This is a genomic window from Bradyrhizobium sp. MI1.4, assembly GCF_055811315.1.
Genome location: NZ_JBVVPP010000004.1, coordinates 79,726 through 95,765, shown reverse-complemented (window position 1 = coordinate 95,765; position 16,040 = coordinate 79,726). Strand labels below are relative to the sequence as shown.

The 16,040-nt window shown below is 64.4% G+C and carries 15 protein-coding genes; 3 read left to right on the top strand and 12 right to left on the bottom strand.

All coding sequences use genetic code 11. The annotated features are described in order from the left end of the window. The first annotated feature begins 1 nt into the window (after nt 1). Nucleotides 2-934 (top strand): lipid A biosynthesis lauroyl acyltransferase, encoded by a 933-nt coding sequence (locus AC0L23_RS06400; RefSeq protein WP_018459334.1) that lies wholly within the window; start codon nt 2-4, stop codon nt 932-934. 13 nt (nt 935-947) lie between these two features. Here AC0L23_RS06400 and AC0L23_RS06395 read toward each other — a convergent pair whose 3' ends face one another. From AC0L23_RS06395 to AC0L23_RS06365, 7 genes are all read right to left on the bottom strand, one after another. After that, on the bottom strand, nt 948-2,054 hold the full coding sequence (locus AC0L23_RS06395) for a polyamine ABC transporter substrate-binding protein (RefSeq protein WP_085352752.1): 1,107 nt from the start codon (nt 2,052-2,054) through the stop codon (nt 948-950). A 4-nt stretch (nt 2,055-2,058) separates the two neighbouring features. After that, a complete protein-coding gene (locus tag AC0L23_RS06390) occupies nt 2,059-3,237 on the bottom strand; it encodes an aminotransferase (protein ID WP_085352751.1) in 1,179 nt (392 codons plus the stop codon). An 8-nt stretch (nt 3,238-3,245) separates the two neighbouring features. After that, nucleotides 3,246-3,572, bottom strand: a complete 327-nt coding sequence (locus AC0L23_RS06385; protein WP_063996571.1) for a rhodanese-like domain-containing protein — start codon at nt 3,570-3,572, stop codon at nt 3,246-3,248. 170 nt (nt 3,573-3,742) lie between these two features. Further along, nucleotides 3,743-5,671, bottom strand: a complete 1,929-nt coding sequence (locus tag AC0L23_RS06380; RefSeq protein WP_085352750.1) for a potassium transporter Kup — start codon at nt 5,669-5,671, stop codon at nt 3,743-3,745. 141 nt (nt 5,672-5,812) lie between these two features. Beyond that, nucleotides 5,813-7,711: a potassium transporter Kup gene (locus AC0L23_RS06375; protein ID WP_085385797.1), complete on the bottom strand. Its 1,899-nt coding sequence runs from the start codon at nt 7,709-7,711 to the stop codon at nt 5,813-5,815. 271 nt (nt 7,712-7,982) lie between these two features. Beyond that, complete coding sequence (locus AC0L23_RS06370) at nt 7,983-8,813, bottom strand: OmpA/MotB family protein (protein WP_007592497.1); 831 nt, start codon at nt 8,811-8,813, stop codon at nt 7,983-7,985. A 23-nt stretch (nt 8,814-8,836) separates the two neighbouring features. Continuing rightward, entirely contained in the window at nt 8,837-9,610 is a 774-nt protein-coding gene (locus AC0L23_RS06365) for a motility protein A (protein ID WP_018459340.1), read from the bottom strand. Between the two features lie 327 nt (nt 9,611-9,937). Between AC0L23_RS06365 and AC0L23_RS06360 the strand changes: the two genes are divergently transcribed. Next, nucleotides 9,938-10,231, top strand: coding sequence for a hypothetical protein (locus AC0L23_RS06360; RefSeq protein WP_085353034.1), 294 nt, complete (start codon nt 9,938-9,940; stop codon nt 10,229-10,231). 18 nt (nt 10,232-10,249) lie between these two features. On the opposite strand, the gene AC0L23_RS06355 is transcribed toward AC0L23_RS06360, so the two are convergent. From AC0L23_RS06355 to AC0L23_RS06340, 4 genes are all read right to left on the bottom strand, one after another. After that, on the bottom strand, nt 10,250-10,969 hold the full coding sequence (locus AC0L23_RS06355) for an RraA family protein (RefSeq protein WP_018459343.1): 720 nt from the start codon (nt 10,967-10,969) through the stop codon (nt 10,250-10,252). Nucleotides 10,970-11,121: 152 nt separating this feature from the next. Next, nucleotides 11,122-12,003, bottom strand: coding sequence for a CDP-alcohol phosphatidyltransferase family protein (locus AC0L23_RS06350; RefSeq protein WP_018459344.1), 882 nt, complete (start codon nt 12,001-12,003; stop codon nt 11,122-11,124). An 87-nt stretch (nt 12,004-12,090) separates the two neighbouring features. Continuing rightward, nucleotides 12,091-12,795, bottom strand: a complete 705-nt coding sequence (locus AC0L23_RS06345) for a phosphatidylserine decarboxylase (protein ID WP_256374445.1) — start codon at nt 12,793-12,795, stop codon at nt 12,091-12,093. 77 nt (nt 12,796-12,872) lie between these two features. Beyond that, on the bottom strand, nt 12,873-14,828 hold the full coding sequence (locus AC0L23_RS06340) for an ABCB family ABC transporter ATP-binding protein/permease (protein ID WP_018459346.1): 1,956 nt from the start codon (nt 14,826-14,828) through the stop codon (nt 12,873-12,875). A gap of 202 nt (nt 14,829-15,030) precedes the next feature. Here AC0L23_RS06340 and AC0L23_RS06335 point away from each other — a divergent pair, with 202 nt between their 5' ends. Next, complete coding sequence (locus AC0L23_RS06335) at nt 15,031-15,636, top strand: LOG family protein (RefSeq protein WP_018459347.1); 606 nt, start codon at nt 15,031-15,033, stop codon at nt 15,634-15,636. Here AC0L23_RS06335 and AC0L23_RS06330 read toward each other — a convergent pair. Beyond that, complete coding sequence (locus tag AC0L23_RS06330) at nt 15,633-16,010, bottom strand: VOC family protein (protein WP_018459348.1); 378 nt, start codon at nt 16,008-16,010, stop codon at nt 15,633-15,635. The genes AC0L23_RS06335 and AC0L23_RS06330 overlap by 4 nt on opposite strands. Nucleotides 16,011-16,040 lie beyond the last annotated feature (30 nt).

Here is a 16,040-nt window from a genome sequence, read left to right as displayed (position 1 = left end):
CATGGCGCTGCTTCCGGCGAGGACGAAGGCCCGCGCGCGGCAGACGGCAAAGTCGATCGGTGGAGGGCTGATCGGCGCTGCCACCGTCGGCATGTTGCGCACCACGCGTTATTTCGATCCAGCCAAGACCTCGGACTTTTTCGCACGCGTCACCAAACTGATCGGCCCGCGCCTGCGCGAGCACCGCATCGGCCGCGCCAATCTCACCGCGGCGTTTCCGGACAAGTCGCCCGAGGAAATCGAAGCCATCCTGATGGGCGTCTGGGACAATCTCGGTCGCGTCGGCGCCGAATTCGCCCATATGGACCAGGTCTGGGATTACGACCGCGATCATCCAGAAAACAGTCGGATCGAACTGCCCAGCCGCAGCATCGAGCTGTTCGATCAAATCCGCGACGACGGCAAGCCGGCGTTGATCTTCGCCGCGCATTTGGCCAATTGGGAATTACCGGCGCTCGCCGCGGTCGCACACGGGCTCGATGCAGCGATCCTCTACCGCCGCCCGAATATCGCCTCCGCCGACCGCATCATCCAGGAGATGCGACAGGTCAACATGGGCACGCTGATCCCGGCGGGGCGCGACGCGCCGCTGCGGCTTGCCCAGGCGCTCAAGGACGGCAAGCACGTCGCGATGCTGATCGACCAGTATCTGACCGGCGGAGTCGAGGTCACCTTCTTCGGCCGCAAGACCCGCGCCAATCCGATGCTGGCGCGCCTGTTACGACAGGTCGAATGCCCGATCCACGGCGTCCGCGTCATCCGCCTGCCCGGCGGCCGCTTCACCGCCGAGATCACCGAAGAGGTCCACCCGGTGCGCGACGCCGACGGCAAGATCGACATCCAGGGCACCACGCAGGCGATCACGAGCGTGGTGGAAGGCTGGGTCCGCGAGCATCCGGAGCAGTGGCTGTGGCTGCACCGAAGGTGGCGGTAGCGGACAGTAGTGCTTACCGCCCCGTCTTCACCCTGGTCCAAAGCCTATTGATGACCCGCTGGGTCGCGGGCTCACGCGCCGTGATGACGAACAGCTTTGCGAGCGTCGCCTCGTCCGGATAGATGTTCTTGTCGCTCAAGATTTTCGGATCGACCAGTTTCTGGCTGGCGAGGTTGCCATTGGCGTAGGACAGGAAGTCCGTATTCCTGGCGGCCACGTCCGGACGGTAGAGATAGTTGATCAGCTCGTAGGCTTCGCTGACGTTCCTGGCATCCGCGGGGATCGCGAGATTATCGAAGAACATCTGCGCGCCCTCCTTCGGGATGGCGTAGCCGATCTCGATGCCGCTTTTGGCTTCGGCAGCGCGGGCGCGGGCCTGCATGATGTCGCCGGACCAGCCGACCACGAAGCAGATCTCGCCGGTGGCGAGCGCGCTAAGATATTCGGACGAATGAAACTTGCGCACGGAGGGCCGCACCTTGGTGACGACATCGGCGGCCTTTTCGAGGTCGGCCTGCTTGGTCGAGTTCGGATCAAGCCCGAGATAGTTCAACGCCGCCGGAAAGATGTCGTCGGCGGAATCCAGCATGTGGACGCCGCAGTCTTTGAATTTCGCGAGGTTCTCCGGCTTGAACACGATGTCCCAGCTGTCAATCTTGGCATCCGCTCCGAGAATCTGCTTCAACTTGGCGACGTTGTAGCCGATGCCGGTCGTGCCCCACATGTAATTGACGGCGTAGACGTTGCCGGGGTCGTAGATCGCGAGACGTTCGGTCACCACCGGCCAGTCATTGGCCAGGTTCGGCAGCTTCGACTTGTCGAGCTTCTGGAAGATGTTGGCCTTGATCTGGCGCTGGAGGAAATAGGCGGTGGGCACCACGACGTCATAGCCGGATTTGCCGGCCATCAGGCGCGTCTCCAGCGTCTCGTTGGCGTCAAACGTGTCGTAGACCACCTTGATGCCCGTCTCCCTGGTGAAGGCCTGGAGGACGTCGGGCGCCACGTAGTTCGACCAATTGTAGAAGTTGACGACCCGCTCCTCGGCCCCGGCAGGAGCGGAGAGCAACGTCAGCGCGGCGGCGATCGCAAGGCCAAAACCACAGCGGCTGACGTTGGTCATCTCCCTACCTCTTGCGCCCGCGCACCGCGTCCGACAGTCGCTCCAGTGCGGTGTCGAGCGTCTCGTCCTTCTTGGCAAAGCAGAAGCGCACCACCGAGGTCACAGGGTCCTGCTCGTAGAAGGCCGAGACCGGGATAGCCGCGACCTTGTAGTCCTTCACGATCCGCCAGCAGAACTCGGTGTCGCTCTCGTTCAGCCCGAGCGGGGACAGGTCGACGGTGAGGAAGTAGGTGCCCTGCGACTTCAGCACGGGGAAGCCGAGGCTCTCCAGGCCCTTGGCGAGGCGGTCCCTGCTCCGCGTCAGGTCCTTGCGCATCGACAGGAAATACTCGTCGGGCTTGCCGAGGCCGTAGGCGACGGCGGCCTGGAGGTTCGGCGCGGTGGTGAAGGTCAGGAACTGGTGCACCTTGGCGGCAACGCGCAGCAACGGCGGCGCGGCGCACACGAAGCCGATCTTCCAGCCTGTCAACGAGAAGATCTTGCCGGCCGAGCCGACCTTGATGGTGCGGTCGCGCATGCCGGGGATGGTGATCAGCGGGATGTGCTTGTGCTCGTCGAAAGTGACGTGCTCCCAGACCTCGTCGCAGATCGCGATGACGTCGAACTCCTGGCAGTAGCGCGCCAGCAGCTCGAGGTCCTCCCGCGGAAACACCACCGCGGACGGATTCAGGGGGTTGTTGAAAAGCACCGCCTTGGTCTTTGAATTGAAGACACTTTTCAGCATGTCCTCATTCAGCCGCCAATGCGGCGGCTCGAGCCGGACCAGGCGCGGAATGCCGCCGGCCTGGCGGATAATCGGCAGATAGGAATCGTACACCGGCTGGAAGCACACCACCTCGTCACCGGGCTGGACCACGGCGAGGATGGCCGAGGTCAGGGCCTCGGTGCCGCCGGAGGTCACCATCACCTCGCTCATCGGATCGAGCTCGAGGCCGTGCCAGTGGCCGTAATGGGTCGCGATCGCCTGGCGGAGTTCCGGCAGGCCCATCATCGACGGGTACTGGTTGTAGCCGTTCAGCGAGGCCTCGGCCGCGGCGCGGCGGATGTCCTCGGGCCCGGGATCGTCGGGAAAGCCCTGCCCAAGATTGATGGCGGCATTGTCGCGCGCAGCCTGCGACATCGCCTCGAAGATGGTGACGGGAAGGTCTGCGAAGACCTTGTTGAGGGACGAGCTCTTGAACATCGGCGGGGTCAGCCGCCGACCTTGCTGGGAAGACCCGCCGCCTTCCAGCCCAGCATGCCGCCGGCCAGATGTTTGTCGTAAGGCAGGCCCGCGGCCTGCGCCGCCAGTGAGGCCGTCACCGAACGCTTGCCCGAGCGGCAGGCGAACACGACCTCCTTACCCTCCGGATCGGGGATCGCTTTGGGATCGAAGGTCGAGAGCGGCACGACCACGCCGTAGGGATAAGCCTCGGCCTCGACCTCGTTCGGCTCGCGCACGTCGACGAGGAGATAGCGCCCTTCCGCAACACCCTTGGAGACCTCGTCCGGGGTCAGATCCTGTACTTGATTTGCCACATCATCCTCCAACGTCGCGGGCCGCTGCCGGGGCGATCCCGGCGGCCGGCAACCTCGCCTCTTGGCCCGCGAAAATCAAGCGCTACAAAGGCTTGAGCTGCCTTGCGCAAGTTAAAGCTAAATCGCAGCGACTTGAAGCGCGACCTTCCAACGGAGGATCAGATCGTCACTTAGATGGTCACCTGGGTGCCGACCTCGACGACGCGGCCGGAGGGGATCTGGAAATAGTCGGTGGCGTCGTTGGCGGAACGGCTGAGCGAGATGAACAGCCGGTCCTGCCAGCGCGGCATGCCGGAATGGGCGGCCGGCTTGAGCGCCCTCCGCGACAGGAAGAACGAGGTCGACATGATGTCGAACTGCCAGCCGAGCTTGCGGGCGATCGCCAGCGCCTTCGGCACGTTGGGCGATTCCATGAAGCCGAACTTCAGCGTCACCTTGGAGAAGGTCGGCGAGATCTGTTCCAGCTTCACCCGCTCGGCCGGATCGATGCGCGGGGTCTGCGCGGTCTCGATGGTGAGAATGACGTTCTTCTCGTGCAGCACCTTGTAGTGCTTCAGACTATGCATCAGCGCGGTCGGCGCGCTCAGGGGGTCGCTGGTCAGGAACACGGCGGTGCCGGGCACGCGCTGCGGCGGCCGCTTCTCCAGCATGGCCACCAGGTCGGCGAGCGGGAATTCGAGCTTGCGCGACTTCTCGAACAGCAGCCGGCTGCCGCGCCGCCACGTGTACATCAGGATGATCATGAGCGCGCCGAGCGCCAGCGGCACCCAGCCGCCCTCGAACACCTTGAGCAGATTGGCGGCCAGGAAGGTGAGGTCGAGAAACAAGAACGGCGCGATCAGGGCGGCAGCCGTGAACGGCGACCACCGCCATACCTTCCAGATCACCACGAAGCCCATCATCGCCGTAACCACCATGGTCCCGGTGACGGAGATGCCGTAGGCCGAGGCCAGCGCGCTGGAGGAGCGGAATAAGAGCACCAGCAGGACCACTGCGACGAGCAGGAGCTGGTTGATGCGCGGGATGAAGATCTGGCCGGAATGGGCTTCGGACGTATGGCGAATTTCAAACCGCGGCAACAGACCGAGCTGGATCGCCTGACGCGTCAGCGAATAGGCACCGGTGATGACCGCCTGGCTCGCGATAACCGTTGCGGCGGTGGCCAGCACCACCATGCAGCCGCGGAAAAAACCTTGCGGAAAGAGCTGGAAGAACGGGCTCACGATCGCGCCGGGGTCGCCGAGCACGAGGGCGCCCTGCCCCAGATAGTTCAATGCCAGCGACGGCACCACGATGAACAGCCAGGCGGTCTGGATCGGCCGCTTGCCGAAATGGCCGAGGTCGGCATAGAGCGCCTCGGCACCGGTGACCGCCAGGAACACCGCGCCGAGCGTCACGAAGCCGATGATGCCGTGGTGGATCATGAAGGACACGGCGTAGAGCGGGTTCAGCGCGAACAGCACCTGCGGTTGCTGGATGATCGGGTGGATCGCCGCGATCGCGATCACCGCGAACCAGACGCACATGATCGGGCCGAAGAAGGCGGCGACGCGAGCGGTGCCACGGGACTGCACGGCAAACAGACCGACCAGGATGATCACGGTCAGCGGCACGATGTAGGGCTCGAAGTGCAGGGTGACGTCCTTCATGCCTTCGAGCGCCGACAGCACCGAGAGCGCCGGCGTGATCACGGCGTCGCCGTAGAACAGGGCTCCGGAAATGATGCCGAGCAGGACGATGGTTGTTCCGCGGGTGCCGACTGCGCGCTGGGCCAGCGCCATCAGCGCCAACGTGCCGCCCTCGCCGTTGTTGTCGGCACGGAGCAGGATCACGACATATTTGAGCGTCACCACGACGATGAGCGCCCACAGGATCAGGGACAGCACGCCCAGCACGGCCGCCGGCGTCGGCACCCCCTCCGCGCCAGAAGCCGCCATCACCGCCTCGCGGAACGCGTAGAGCGGGCTGGTGCCGATATCACCGTAGACGACGCCGATGCTGCCGAGTGTCAGCGCACCGAAGCCGGCGGTGGTGTGGGCGTCGCCATGCCCATTGGCCGCCGCCGTTTCCGGGGCGGGAATCGCGATATCACTTGTCATGGGAGAGCCTGGTGGCCTCTAAAAATGCTTCACTGCACAACGGCAGAAGGGCGCGGGGCTTATAGGCCTGCGCTGCCGGCATAGCCTAGCCAGATTTTGGACCTTAGCCATGCACATTTGCATGGCTTGGCCGGCCGCCGTTTAGATGGTGACCTGGGTTCCGACTTCAACCACGCGTCCGGTGGGAATCTGGAAATAGTCGGTGGCGTCGTTGGCGGACCGGCTCAGCGCGATGAACAAATGGTCCTGCCAAAGCGGCATGCCGGACTGCGCCGACGCCTTCAGCGAGCGCCGCGACACGAAGAATGAGGTCGACATGATGTCGAATTGCCAGCCCTGCTTGCGCGCGATCGCGAGTGCCTTGGGCACGTTCGGCTGCTCCATGTAGCCGAAGCGCAGGCGGACCTTGAAGAACTTGTCGCTGATCCTCTCCATCCGGAACCGCTCCGACAGATCGACCCGCGGCGTATGCGCGGTCTCGATGGTCAGGACCACGTTGTGCTCGTGTAGCACCTTGTTGTGCTTGAGATTGTGCAGCAGCGCGGTCGGCACGAAGGAGGGATCGCTGGTCAGGAACACCGCGGTGCCCTTGACGATGTGCGGCGGCCGCTTTTCCAGGCTCCGGATCAGATCGTCCAGCGGCACCTCGATGCGGCGCGTTTTCTGGATCAGGATCCCGGACCCTCGCCGCCAGGTCCAGATTGTCCCGGCCATGATCACGCCGAACAGCAGCGGCACCCAGGCGCCTTCGAGCAGCTTCAGAAGATTCGCGCTGAAGAAGCTGATGTCGACCACGACGAAGGGCAGGATCACCGCTGCGGCCGTCGCCGCGCGCCAGTTCCACAATTTCCAGATCACGATGAAGCCCATGATGCCGTCAGCAACCATGGTGGTGGAGACCGCAATACCGTAGGCCGAAGCCAGATTGCTGGGGGTGTGGAACAACAGCACCAGCAGCATCACACCGATCAGCAGCAGCCGGTTTACACGCGGCAGATAGATCTGGCCGGCATGAGTTTCCGAGGTGAAGCGCACCTCGAAGCGCGGCAGGAGGCCGAGCTGCACTGCCTGATAGACCAGGGAATAGGCCCCCGTGATTACCGCCTGGCTCGCGATCACGGTCGCCGCGGTCGCAAGTCCGACCAGCGGCAGCACGAAATGCTCGGGCACCATGCGATAGAAGGAGTGTTCGATCGCGCTGGGATCCGACAGCACCAGTGCGCCCTGCCCGAAATAGTTGATCAGGAGCGCAGGCAGCACGAAGAACATCCAGGCCGACTGGATCGGCTTGCGGCCGAAATGGCCGAGGTCTGCGTAGAGCGCCTCGCCGCCGGTCACCGCGAGGAACACCGCGCCCAGTGTCACCAGGCCGATCGTGCCGTGCGACAGCAGGAATTGCAGGGCGTAATAGGGATTGATCGCTGCCAGCACCGACGGATCGTCGGCGATGTGAACGGCACCCAGCACGGCAAGAACGGTGAACCAGACGACCATCACCGGCCCGAAGGCTGAGGCGACCAGTGCCGTCCCCTTGCTCTGGACCGCGAACAGCAGCGTCAGGATGAGAACGGTCAGGGGAACGACATAGTGCTCGAAGGCGGGCGTTGCGAGCTTCAGACCCTCGACCGCCGACAACACCGAGATCGCTGGCGTGATCATGGAATCGCCGATGAACATGGAGGCGCCGACGACGCCGAGCGCCATCAGGAACCAGCTCCGCCGCCCGAGCGCGCGCTGGCCGAGCGCCATGAGGGAAAGCGTGCCGCCCTCCCCGTTGTTGTCGGCGCGCAGCAGCAGCAGCACGTATTTGGCGGTGACGACGATCAGCAGCGCCCAAAGGATCAGCGAGAGCACGCCGAGCACCATGACCCGCGAGACCGGCTGGCCATGGGCCGCGCCCCTGACGGCCTCGTGGAATGCGTAGAGCGGCGACGTGCCGATGTCGCCGAAGACGACGCCGATGCTCCCGAGCGTCAGGCCCCAGAAACCCGAGGTGACCGGCCCGTCCGGAGCTTCGGTCGATGTGATGCTCGCCGTCATATGAAACTGGAACGCTTCTGCCCGAGAATTGATCCGGCGCCTTTTGACGGTTCCGGCGCCCCTGTCAATCGGCACATCATCATAGCAGGCACCGGGCCAGATGCTGTGACGGCGCAGCAACGGTCGTTGCCCACGCGACGACATGCCTCAGGTAAGATGGTGGCACAAGAGCCCTGAGCCTTCAGTCCCCGATTGAACGGGAATTGGCTCTACATCCTTGTTTTGTCGCGCTTCTTCGCGCGAAACAGGGTCCACTTCGCTCGAATGCGCCCTACGGCTTCAGATTCGGCGGCAGCGGCGGATCTTCGCGCATCAGGGTGATGGTCACCCGCCGGTTGGCCGCGAGCGAGGGATCGTCCGGAAACAGCGGCTGGGTATCCGCCTTGCCGGCGACGGCGAAGACATGGGCGGCCGGCAGGCCCTCGCGTTCGAGGATCTGACGCACGGCATTGGCGCGGTCGGCCGACAGATCGAAGGCGCCGTAGTCGCTGCGGGTCGGCACGAATCCAGCCGCGGTGTGGCCGGCGATGGAGACGCGCAGCGGCGTCGCCTTGAGCGGGACAGCGAGCTTCTCGATCAGGCGGCGGGTGCGGTCATAGGGGACTTTGGAGCCGTCGGCGAACATCGAGCGACCGTCCTGGTCCACGATCTCGAGGTTGAGGCCCTGCTTGGTCTCCTCGAACATGATGTGCTTCGACATCTCGGTCAATTCCGGCATGTCCTGCAACGCTTGGCGCAGCGAGGCCGCCGCCAGCGCAAAATTGCGGTCGACCTTGATCTTCGCGCCCGACGTGCGGTCACGATCCTCCTGGTCCGGCGTCGGCGTGTTGGAAGAGTCCTCGGGCTGAATGTGATCGACGTTCTTCAGCCGAGGGCGGGTCGGCAGCCCGTCGGACTCGACGATGCCGGAATAGCGCGCTTCGGTCTGGACACCGAAGGCGTCGCGCATGGAGCCTGCGACGACCTTCAGCTTGTTGGCATCCTGGGTCGAGAACGCGACGAGCATCACGAAGAAGCTCATCATCAGGCCCATCAGATCGGCGAAGGTCACGAACCAGCCGTGACCGCCTCCGTGTGAATCGCCGCGCTTCTTCTTGGCCATATCTCAAATCCCGGCGCGCGGCCTCAGGCCGGCACCGGCTCGCCTTCAGCGTGGCGGTGCTTCTCGGGCAGATAGGCCAGCAGCATTTCGCGGACCAACGTGGGGCTCTTGGAGTCGCGGATCATCAGGATGCCGTCGATGATCAGCGTGCGGTTGGTCTCTTCGTCCAGGAGCTTTCCATGCAGCTTGTCGGCGATCGGGGTACAAAACAGGTTGGCGACCAGCGCGCCGTAGAGAGTCGCGAGCAGCGCGGTCGCCATGAACGGGCCGAGCTTTGACGGGTCGGTCATGTTGGCGAACATCTGCACCATGCCGATCAGCGTGCCGACCATGCCGAAGGCCGGGGCGCAGTCGCCGATGGCGCGGTAGATCTTGCTGCCTTCATCCAGATGCATCAAAAAATTATCGCGGTCGCGCTCGAGATTGTCGCGAATGAAGTCCAGGTCGTAGCCGTCGGCGACGTAGCGGATGCCCTTGGCGAGGAACGGCTCGTCGGTCTCGACCTTTTCCAAACCCACCGGCCCTTGCTTGCGGGCGATCTCGGCGATGCGGGCGAGTTCGTCGACCAGATCGTGCGCCGACAGACGGCTCATAGTGAAGGCAAACTTGGCGCCGAGCGGTAGGCCGTGGATCAGCGTCGAGAGCGGAAAGCGGATCATGGTCGCGGCCGTCGAGCCGCCGAAGATGATGATCATCGCATGCTCGGAAACGAACATGTGGAGATCGCCGCCCAGCAGCATCATCGTCGCGATGACGACAATGCCCGCCACGAGCCCGATGCTCGTCATGATATCCATGGGAGACTCCAACGCGAACGCAACAACGGCCGTCCTGGCCGATGGCGCGGCCCAACCCCGAACCGCATCGGAAACCCTAGTGAGCCGCGATTAAAGACGCGTAAAGGTTAAGTTGAGCCGGCGCGCCTGGCGGCCGCAGCGCGCTGAAAGGCGCCGGCTTTTGCCGACTGCCGACACGGATCTCAACATTTTGCTAACCATACGGTGTCGCGCGCACCCGTCACCCGTGCACGCGATCCCTTCGGCTGCGGCCCTGCGCCACATCGGGGGCGACCGATCAATTGGTATTCTGGACCCGGCCGGCACCTCATGGCGGAAGGCATCGCAATGGTGACGCTGTTCAGTCTTCTCACCGCGCTTCCCGCAGTGCTGGCGCTCCACATGCTCGAACCCGGGCTCGTCCTGCCGGCGTTCAGCGTGCTGCTCTTTGCCGAGGCGGCCCTCGCCGGGATCGCAGCGCACCTGATCCACATGCCGGACAATGCGGAAGATATCACCCTGTGGGATTTTGCCGGCGGCTTCACCTTGATCGGATGCGCTGCCGCGGTGCTCGGCGAGCCGGATCAGGCCGCCTTGTTCCTGACGGAACAGGGCAGCCTGCGAGCGGCGTCGCAACCGTAGATCATCGCGGTCCCGCCGTTAGTGAATCTCCGCCGAGCGCTTCAGCGCAGCCTTCAACTTCTCCAACGAGAAGTCGGGGCTGCGGGCGATCTCGAGGATCGGCGTCTCGCGGCGGCCACAGAGTTCGGCGGCCTCGGGCAGCTTTGCGGCAATATCGTGCGGAATTACGACGGCGCCGTGCTGGTCGGCATGGATCAGATCGTCCGACTTCACGGTCATGCCGGCGACGCGCACTTCGCCGCCAAAGCTCTCGGCATGCACCCACGCATGCGACGGGCCGATCGAGCCGGCCAGCGCCTGGAAGCCCGGCGCCCATTGCGGAATGTCGCGGATCGAACCGTCGGTGATGACGCCGAGGCAGCCGAGCGCCTTGTGCACGTTGCTCTGCACCTCGCCCCAAAACGCACCGTAGCCGACGTCGGGACCGTCGATGTCCTGGATCACCGAGATGCGCGGACCGTGGCCGGTACCGACATATTCGTAATATGCGATGCGGCGCTTGGACTGCTCTTCCGGCGGTAGTGAATTTTTCAGCACCGAGCGGATCGCGACCGTGCGGGCATAGCCGACGATCGGGGGCAGATCGGGAAATGGGCAGACCAGTGGTTTGGTGGTGTAGCCGATCAGCCGGCGCTCGGGCGCCACGATCTCCATGGCATTGCAGATCGTCGGCGTGTCATAGCGGCCCAGCGCTTCGAGGACGGAAGCGGGCAGCGGCCCGGTCGCAGTATTCGTCACAGCGTTCTCTCCCAGATTGGCGGCCGCTGTTGGTGCGGTGCCGCCTGCACCGGGCGATATAGCCGAGATCGGGCCTCAACCCAACTCAGGGCGCCTCATGGCAGATATCCAAGTCTCGCTGTTCAGTGCCTTGGCTGCTTGGCGCTTGCCGTTCAGTGCAGCCGGTCGGGCCGGTCGTCTTCGCGCGGCGGCTCCGACAGGTTTGCCAGCGTCGGCGCCGAAGGCGGCGAGGAGACCTCGCCTCCAGCCGGCGCGGTGGCTTCCATCGCGCGCGCCTGGTCGCGATAGGATTTGTAGCCGAGCGGCAAAGCGAGCAGATACAGCACCGTTCCGATGGACAGCACGTGCCAGGGATAGGCGATCAGGATCGCGATGAACACGACCACCGCGACGAACGCCGGCAGCACCAGCTCGGGCGGCACGCGCATGCGCTTGGTCTTGCCGGAGAACACCGGCAGGCGCGACACCATCAGGAAGGCGATCAGCAGCGTATACGCAGCCGTCACCGCCGCAGGCAGCCGGCCGAGATCGAGGAACGCGACATAGATCGGCAGAAGCACCGTGATCGCGCCGGCCGGCGCCGGCACGCCGGTGAAGAAGTTGGCGGCAAAGGCCGGCTTGTTGGGATCGTCCATGGTGGCATTAAAGCGCGCCAGGCGGAGGCCACCGGAGATCGCAAACACCATGGCGGCGATCCAGCCGGCATTGCCGAGCTCGTGCAGCTGCCAGAAATACAGCATCAGGCCGGGCGCCACGCCGAAATTGACGAAGTCGGCGAGGCTGTCGAGCTCGGCGCCGAACTTGGACTGCCCCTTGATCATGCGCGCGATGCGGCCGTCGATGCCGTCGAGTGCCGCCGCGAACACGATGGCGTAGACCGCGAGCGACATCCGCCCCTCGATCGAGAGCCGGATCGAGGTCAGGCCGGCGCAGATCGCCAGCAGCGTGATGACGTTGGGCACCAGCATGCGCACCGGGATCGGGCGGAACCGCCGGCGGCGCACATCAGGATCTTTGAAGTCATAAGGCGTCATGGCTCGTCCTCACCTTGGGGCGAGATATAGCAAGCCGCGTTCCCCTCCGCCATTGCGGCGGAAGGCCCCTCAGGACCGACTTATTGGTTAATTGGCACGGTAGGCGCGGCTCGGGTCGTCTCCGGCAAGATCCGCCAGAATCGTCTCGCCGGCGATCGCGGTCTGGCCTTCCGAGACCAGCGCCTTCGTGCCCAGCGGCAGATAGACGTCGAGCCGCGAGCCGAATCGGATCAGACCGAAGCGCTCACCGGCGCCGATTGCCTGCCCCTCTTTGACGAAGCAGACGATGCGCTTGGCGACCAGACCCGCGATCTGGATCACGCCGATCCGCGCCGTCGGCGTCGTGATCACCAGCGAGTTGCGCTCATTGTCCTCGCTCGCCTTGTCCAGCTCGGCATTGATGAACAGGCCGGGCCGGTAGGCGATACGGTCCACCCGGCCCGCGATCGGGCTGCGGTTCACATGGCAGTTGAACACACTCATGAACACCGAGACGCGCGGCAGCGGCCGATCGCCGAGGCCGAGCTCGGCCGGCGGCAGCGCCATAGTGATCATCGAGACGCGGCCGTCGGCGGGCGACACCACGAGCCCCTCGCGCACGGGGGTCACGCGCACGGGGTCGCGGAAGAACAGCGCGCACCATACGGTCAGGATGGTGCCGATCCACCCCAACGGCGACCACAGCCAGAACAGGAGGAGGCTTGCCAGCGCAAAGCCGCCGATGAAGGGATATCCCTCCTTGTGGATCGGCGGGATCTGACGCTGGATCGAATCGAGAATGGACATCGCTATCTGCCGCTCAGGGTTGATGGCGCAGGTCGTCCCGCGCGGTGGTGTTGTTTAGGCCAGAGTTGGGACCGGAGACAAGGTCACTCCGCCGCCGCAGGCGCCGTCAGGACATCGGCGACCGGCGGTGGCTCCCGGTTGGGCGCCTCGCCGGAATCGGCCATCCTCGCCAGTTTCTCGCGCGCCGCCTCGGCCTCGCGCTGCCTGTTCCACATGCTGGCGTAAAGTCCCCCCTCCCCAAGCAGTTTCGCGTGGGTGCCGCGCTCGGCGATGCGGCCCTGGTCCAGCACGATGATCTCGTCGGCGCCGACGATGGTCGAGAGCCGATGGGCGATCACCAGCGAAGTGCGGTTCTTCGCCACGCGCTCGAGCGCACCCTGGATTTCGTGCTCAGTGTGGGTGTCAAGCGCGGAGGTCGCCTCGTCCAGCACCAGGATCGGCGGCGCCTTCAACACGGTGCGCGCGATCGCAACCCGTTGTTTTTCGCCGCCGGACAGTTTCAGGCCGCGCTCGCCGACCTGGGTCTCGTAGCCTTTCGGCGCCATGCGGATGAAATGATCGATCTGCGCCAGCTGCGCTGCCTGCTCGACCTCGGCATCGCTGGCGTCCCAACGCCCGTAGCGGATGTTGTAGCGGATGGTGTCGTTGAACAGCACGGTGTCCTGCGGCACCATGCCGATGGACGCGCGCAAGCTCGCCTGCGTGACTTCGCGAATGTCCTGGCCGTCGATCAGGATCTTGCCGCCCGAGATGTCGTAGAGGCGAAACAGAAGCCGCGAGATGGTCGACTTGCCCGCACCTGACGGGCCGACGATCGCGACCGTCTTGCCGGCCGGCACCTCGAAGCTGATGCCCTTGAGGATCGGACGGGACGGCTCATAGGCAAAGCGCACATCCTCGAAACGCACATTGCCCGCGGAGACCACCAGTGGCTTCGCGCCCGGCGCATCCTTGATCTCGGCCTCGCGCCCCAGCACGTTGAACATCTTCTCGATGTCGATGATCGCCTGCTTGATCTCGCGATAAACCATGCCCATGAAGTTCAAGGGCTGGTAGAGCTGGATCATCATCGCGTTGACCAGCACGAAATCGCCGACCGTGTTGGTGCCGTTGCGCACGCCGATCGCGCACATCAGCATGGTCGCGGTCAGCCCCAGCGTGAAGATCACGGCCTGCCCGGTGTTGAGCACGGCCAGCGAAGTATAGGCCTGGACGCTCGACTCCTCGTAACGCGCGACCGACCGGTCGTAGCGCTGTGACTCACGGGCCTCGGCGCTGAAATATTTGACGGTCTCGTAGTTGAGCAGCGAGTCGATCGCCTTGGTGTTCGCCTCGGTGTCGGCATCGTTCATCTTGCGGCGGATGCCGATCCGCCACTCGGTCGCGATGTAGGTGTAGTACATGTAGACCGCGACAGTGACGAGGGTCGCAAGCACGTAGCGCCAATCGAACTGCCACAGCAGCACGGCCATCAGCAGCGAGACCTCGACGATGGTCGGGATCAGCTGCAGGATCACCATGCGCACGATGACCTCGATGCCCTCGCGGCCGCGCTCGAGCACGCGCGTCAGGCCGCCGGTCTTGCGCTCCAGGTGGAAGCGCAGTGACAACTCGTGCATGTGGATGAAAGTGATGGTGGCGAGCTTGCGCACCGCGTGCATGGCAACGCGCGCGAAAATGCCGTCGCGCCATTGCGTCAGCACCGCCATCACGATGCGCATCACGCCGTAGCTGGCGGTCAGCAGCAGCGGCGAGGCGATCACCCAGAGGTGCCAATTGTCGGCCTGAACTGGCGCACTGTTGGCGCCGGTCAGCGCGTCGGTCGCCCATTTGAAGCTGAAAGGAACCGTCAGCGTGATCAGCTTGGCGGCGAGCAGCAGCACCATCGACCAGACCACGCGCATCTTCAGGTCGAAACGGTCGCCCGGCCAGATATAGGGCCACAGATGCGCCAGCGTGCCCATCAGCGTGGCCCGCTCCAGCGGCCCCCCGGCGGGATCAGGAACGTTGGCGCCGGCGGGCGATTGAGCTTGGTCCATCAAGAAGCCTGAAAAGCCCGTCGAATGCGGGCTGCGTTGCCATTAAGGATTTTCGTTTGTCATATAGAGCCTTACCGATGCCCATGCACCCCGCCAGATGGCGAATCTTGGATTGTTCGTCGTGGTTTACCGGTAGATTTCCGGAAGCCCCGAATCACCGATTGGGCTTGACGCCCCTTCGCTGCAATGCATCATGGCACCAATGAGCACGATCAAAACCGTCTGTGTCTATTGCGGCTCCGGCCCAGGAACCAATCCCCGTTTCACCGAAGGCGCCAAGGCGTTCGGCAAGGCGCTCGCCGAGAACAACATCCGCCTCGTCTATGGCGGCGGCTCGCTCGGCCTGATGGGCTCGGTGGCGACCTCCGTCCTCGATCACGGCGGCACTGTCACCGGCATCATCCCCGATTTCCTGCGGATGCGGGAAAACGCGCTGACGCGCGTGCAGGAGATGATCGTCACCCCCGACATGCACGAGCGCAAGCGACTGATGTTCGAACGCTCCGACGCCTTCGTGGCGCTGCCGGGCGGCGTCGGCACGCTGGAGGAGTTGGTCGAGCAATTGACCTGGAAGCAGCTCGGACGTCACGCCAAGCCGGTGCTGCTGGCCAACATCGATAATTTCTGGGAGCCGCTGTTCTCGCTGCTGTCGCACATGCGCCAGACCGAGTTCATCCGCGCCGGCCTTTCGGTCGACATCCTCAAGGCCGATCGGATCGAAGAGATTTTGCCGAAGCTGAAATCGGCTGCAGCGCAGATCGAAGATGCGGAAAAGCAGCTCGCACCGGAAATGGCGCGCAAGCTCTAGTCCGCAGGAAACGTCACCGCCTCGATCCGGTTACCATCGGGGTCGACAACGAAGGCTGCGTAATAACGCACGCGATCGTGCGGGCGGATACCCGGCGCGCCGTCGGATGCGCCGCCGGCCGACAGCGCTGCGGCGTGAAATGCATCGACCTCGACGGTCGTCTTTGCCCGCAGGCAGATATGGACGCCGCTCTCCGGCGGCACGTGCGGCATGCCCTCGCGCAGATTGATCCAGAATTCGGGATAGGCCTTGCCGAAGCCGATCGTCCGCGGCCGCGTGACGAGGCGAGCGAGACCGAGCGCGGCGAGTGTTGCCTCGTAAAATGTCGCCGAGCGCTGGAGATCGCTGACGCCGACAGAGATGTGATCGATCATGGGTCGCGCCCCCTCTCCTGCTCGTCATCC

Bases quoted from the DNA above. Each gene is read 5' to 3' on its own strand.
- AC0L23_RS06365 (WP_018459340.1), bottom strand. From the start codon at position 9,610: ATGGATATCATGACGAGCATCGGGCTCGTGGCGGGCATTGTCGTCATC.
- AC0L23_RS06395 (WP_085352752.1), bottom strand. From the start codon at position 2,054: ATGACCAACGTCAGCCGCTGTGGTTTTGGCCTTGCGATCGCCGCCGCG.
- AC0L23_RS06360 (WP_085353034.1), top strand. From the start codon at position 9,938: ATGGTGACGCTGTTCAGTCTTCTCACCGCGCTTCCCGCAGTGCTGGCG.
- AC0L23_RS06330 (WP_018459348.1), bottom strand. From the start codon at position 16,010: ATGATCGATCACATCTCTGTCGGCGTCAGCGATCTCCAGCGCTCGGCG.
- AC0L23_RS06380 (WP_085352750.1), bottom strand. From the start codon at position 5,671: ATGACAAGTGATATCGCGATTCCCGCCCCGGAAACGGCGGCGGCCAAT.
- AC0L23_RS06390 (WP_085352751.1), bottom strand. From the start codon at position 3,237: ATGTTCAAGAGCTCGTCCCTCAACAAGGTCTTCGCAGACCTTCCCGTC.
- AC0L23_RS06335 (WP_018459347.1), top strand. From the start codon at position 15,031: ATGAGCACGATCAAAACCGTCTGTGTCTATTGCGGCTCCGGCCCAGGA.
- AC0L23_RS06370 (WP_007592497.1), bottom strand. From the start codon at position 8,813: ATGGCCAAGAAGAAGCGCGGCGATTCACACGGAGGCGGTCACGGCTGG.
- AC0L23_RS06350 (WP_018459344.1), bottom strand. From the start codon at position 12,003: ATGACGCCTTATGACTTCAAAGATCCTGATGTGCGCCGCCGGCGGTTC.
- AC0L23_RS06375 (WP_085385797.1), bottom strand. From the start codon at position 7,711: ATGACGGCGAGCATCACATCGACCGAAGCTCCGGACGGGCCGGTCACC.
- AC0L23_RS06340 (WP_018459346.1), bottom strand. From the start codon at position 14,828: ATGGACCAAGCTCAATCGCCCGCCGGCGCCAACGTTCCTGATCCCGCC.
- AC0L23_RS06400 (WP_018459334.1), top strand. From the start codon at position 2: ATGGCGCTGCTTCCGGCGAGGACGAAGGCCCGCGCGCGGCAGACGGCA.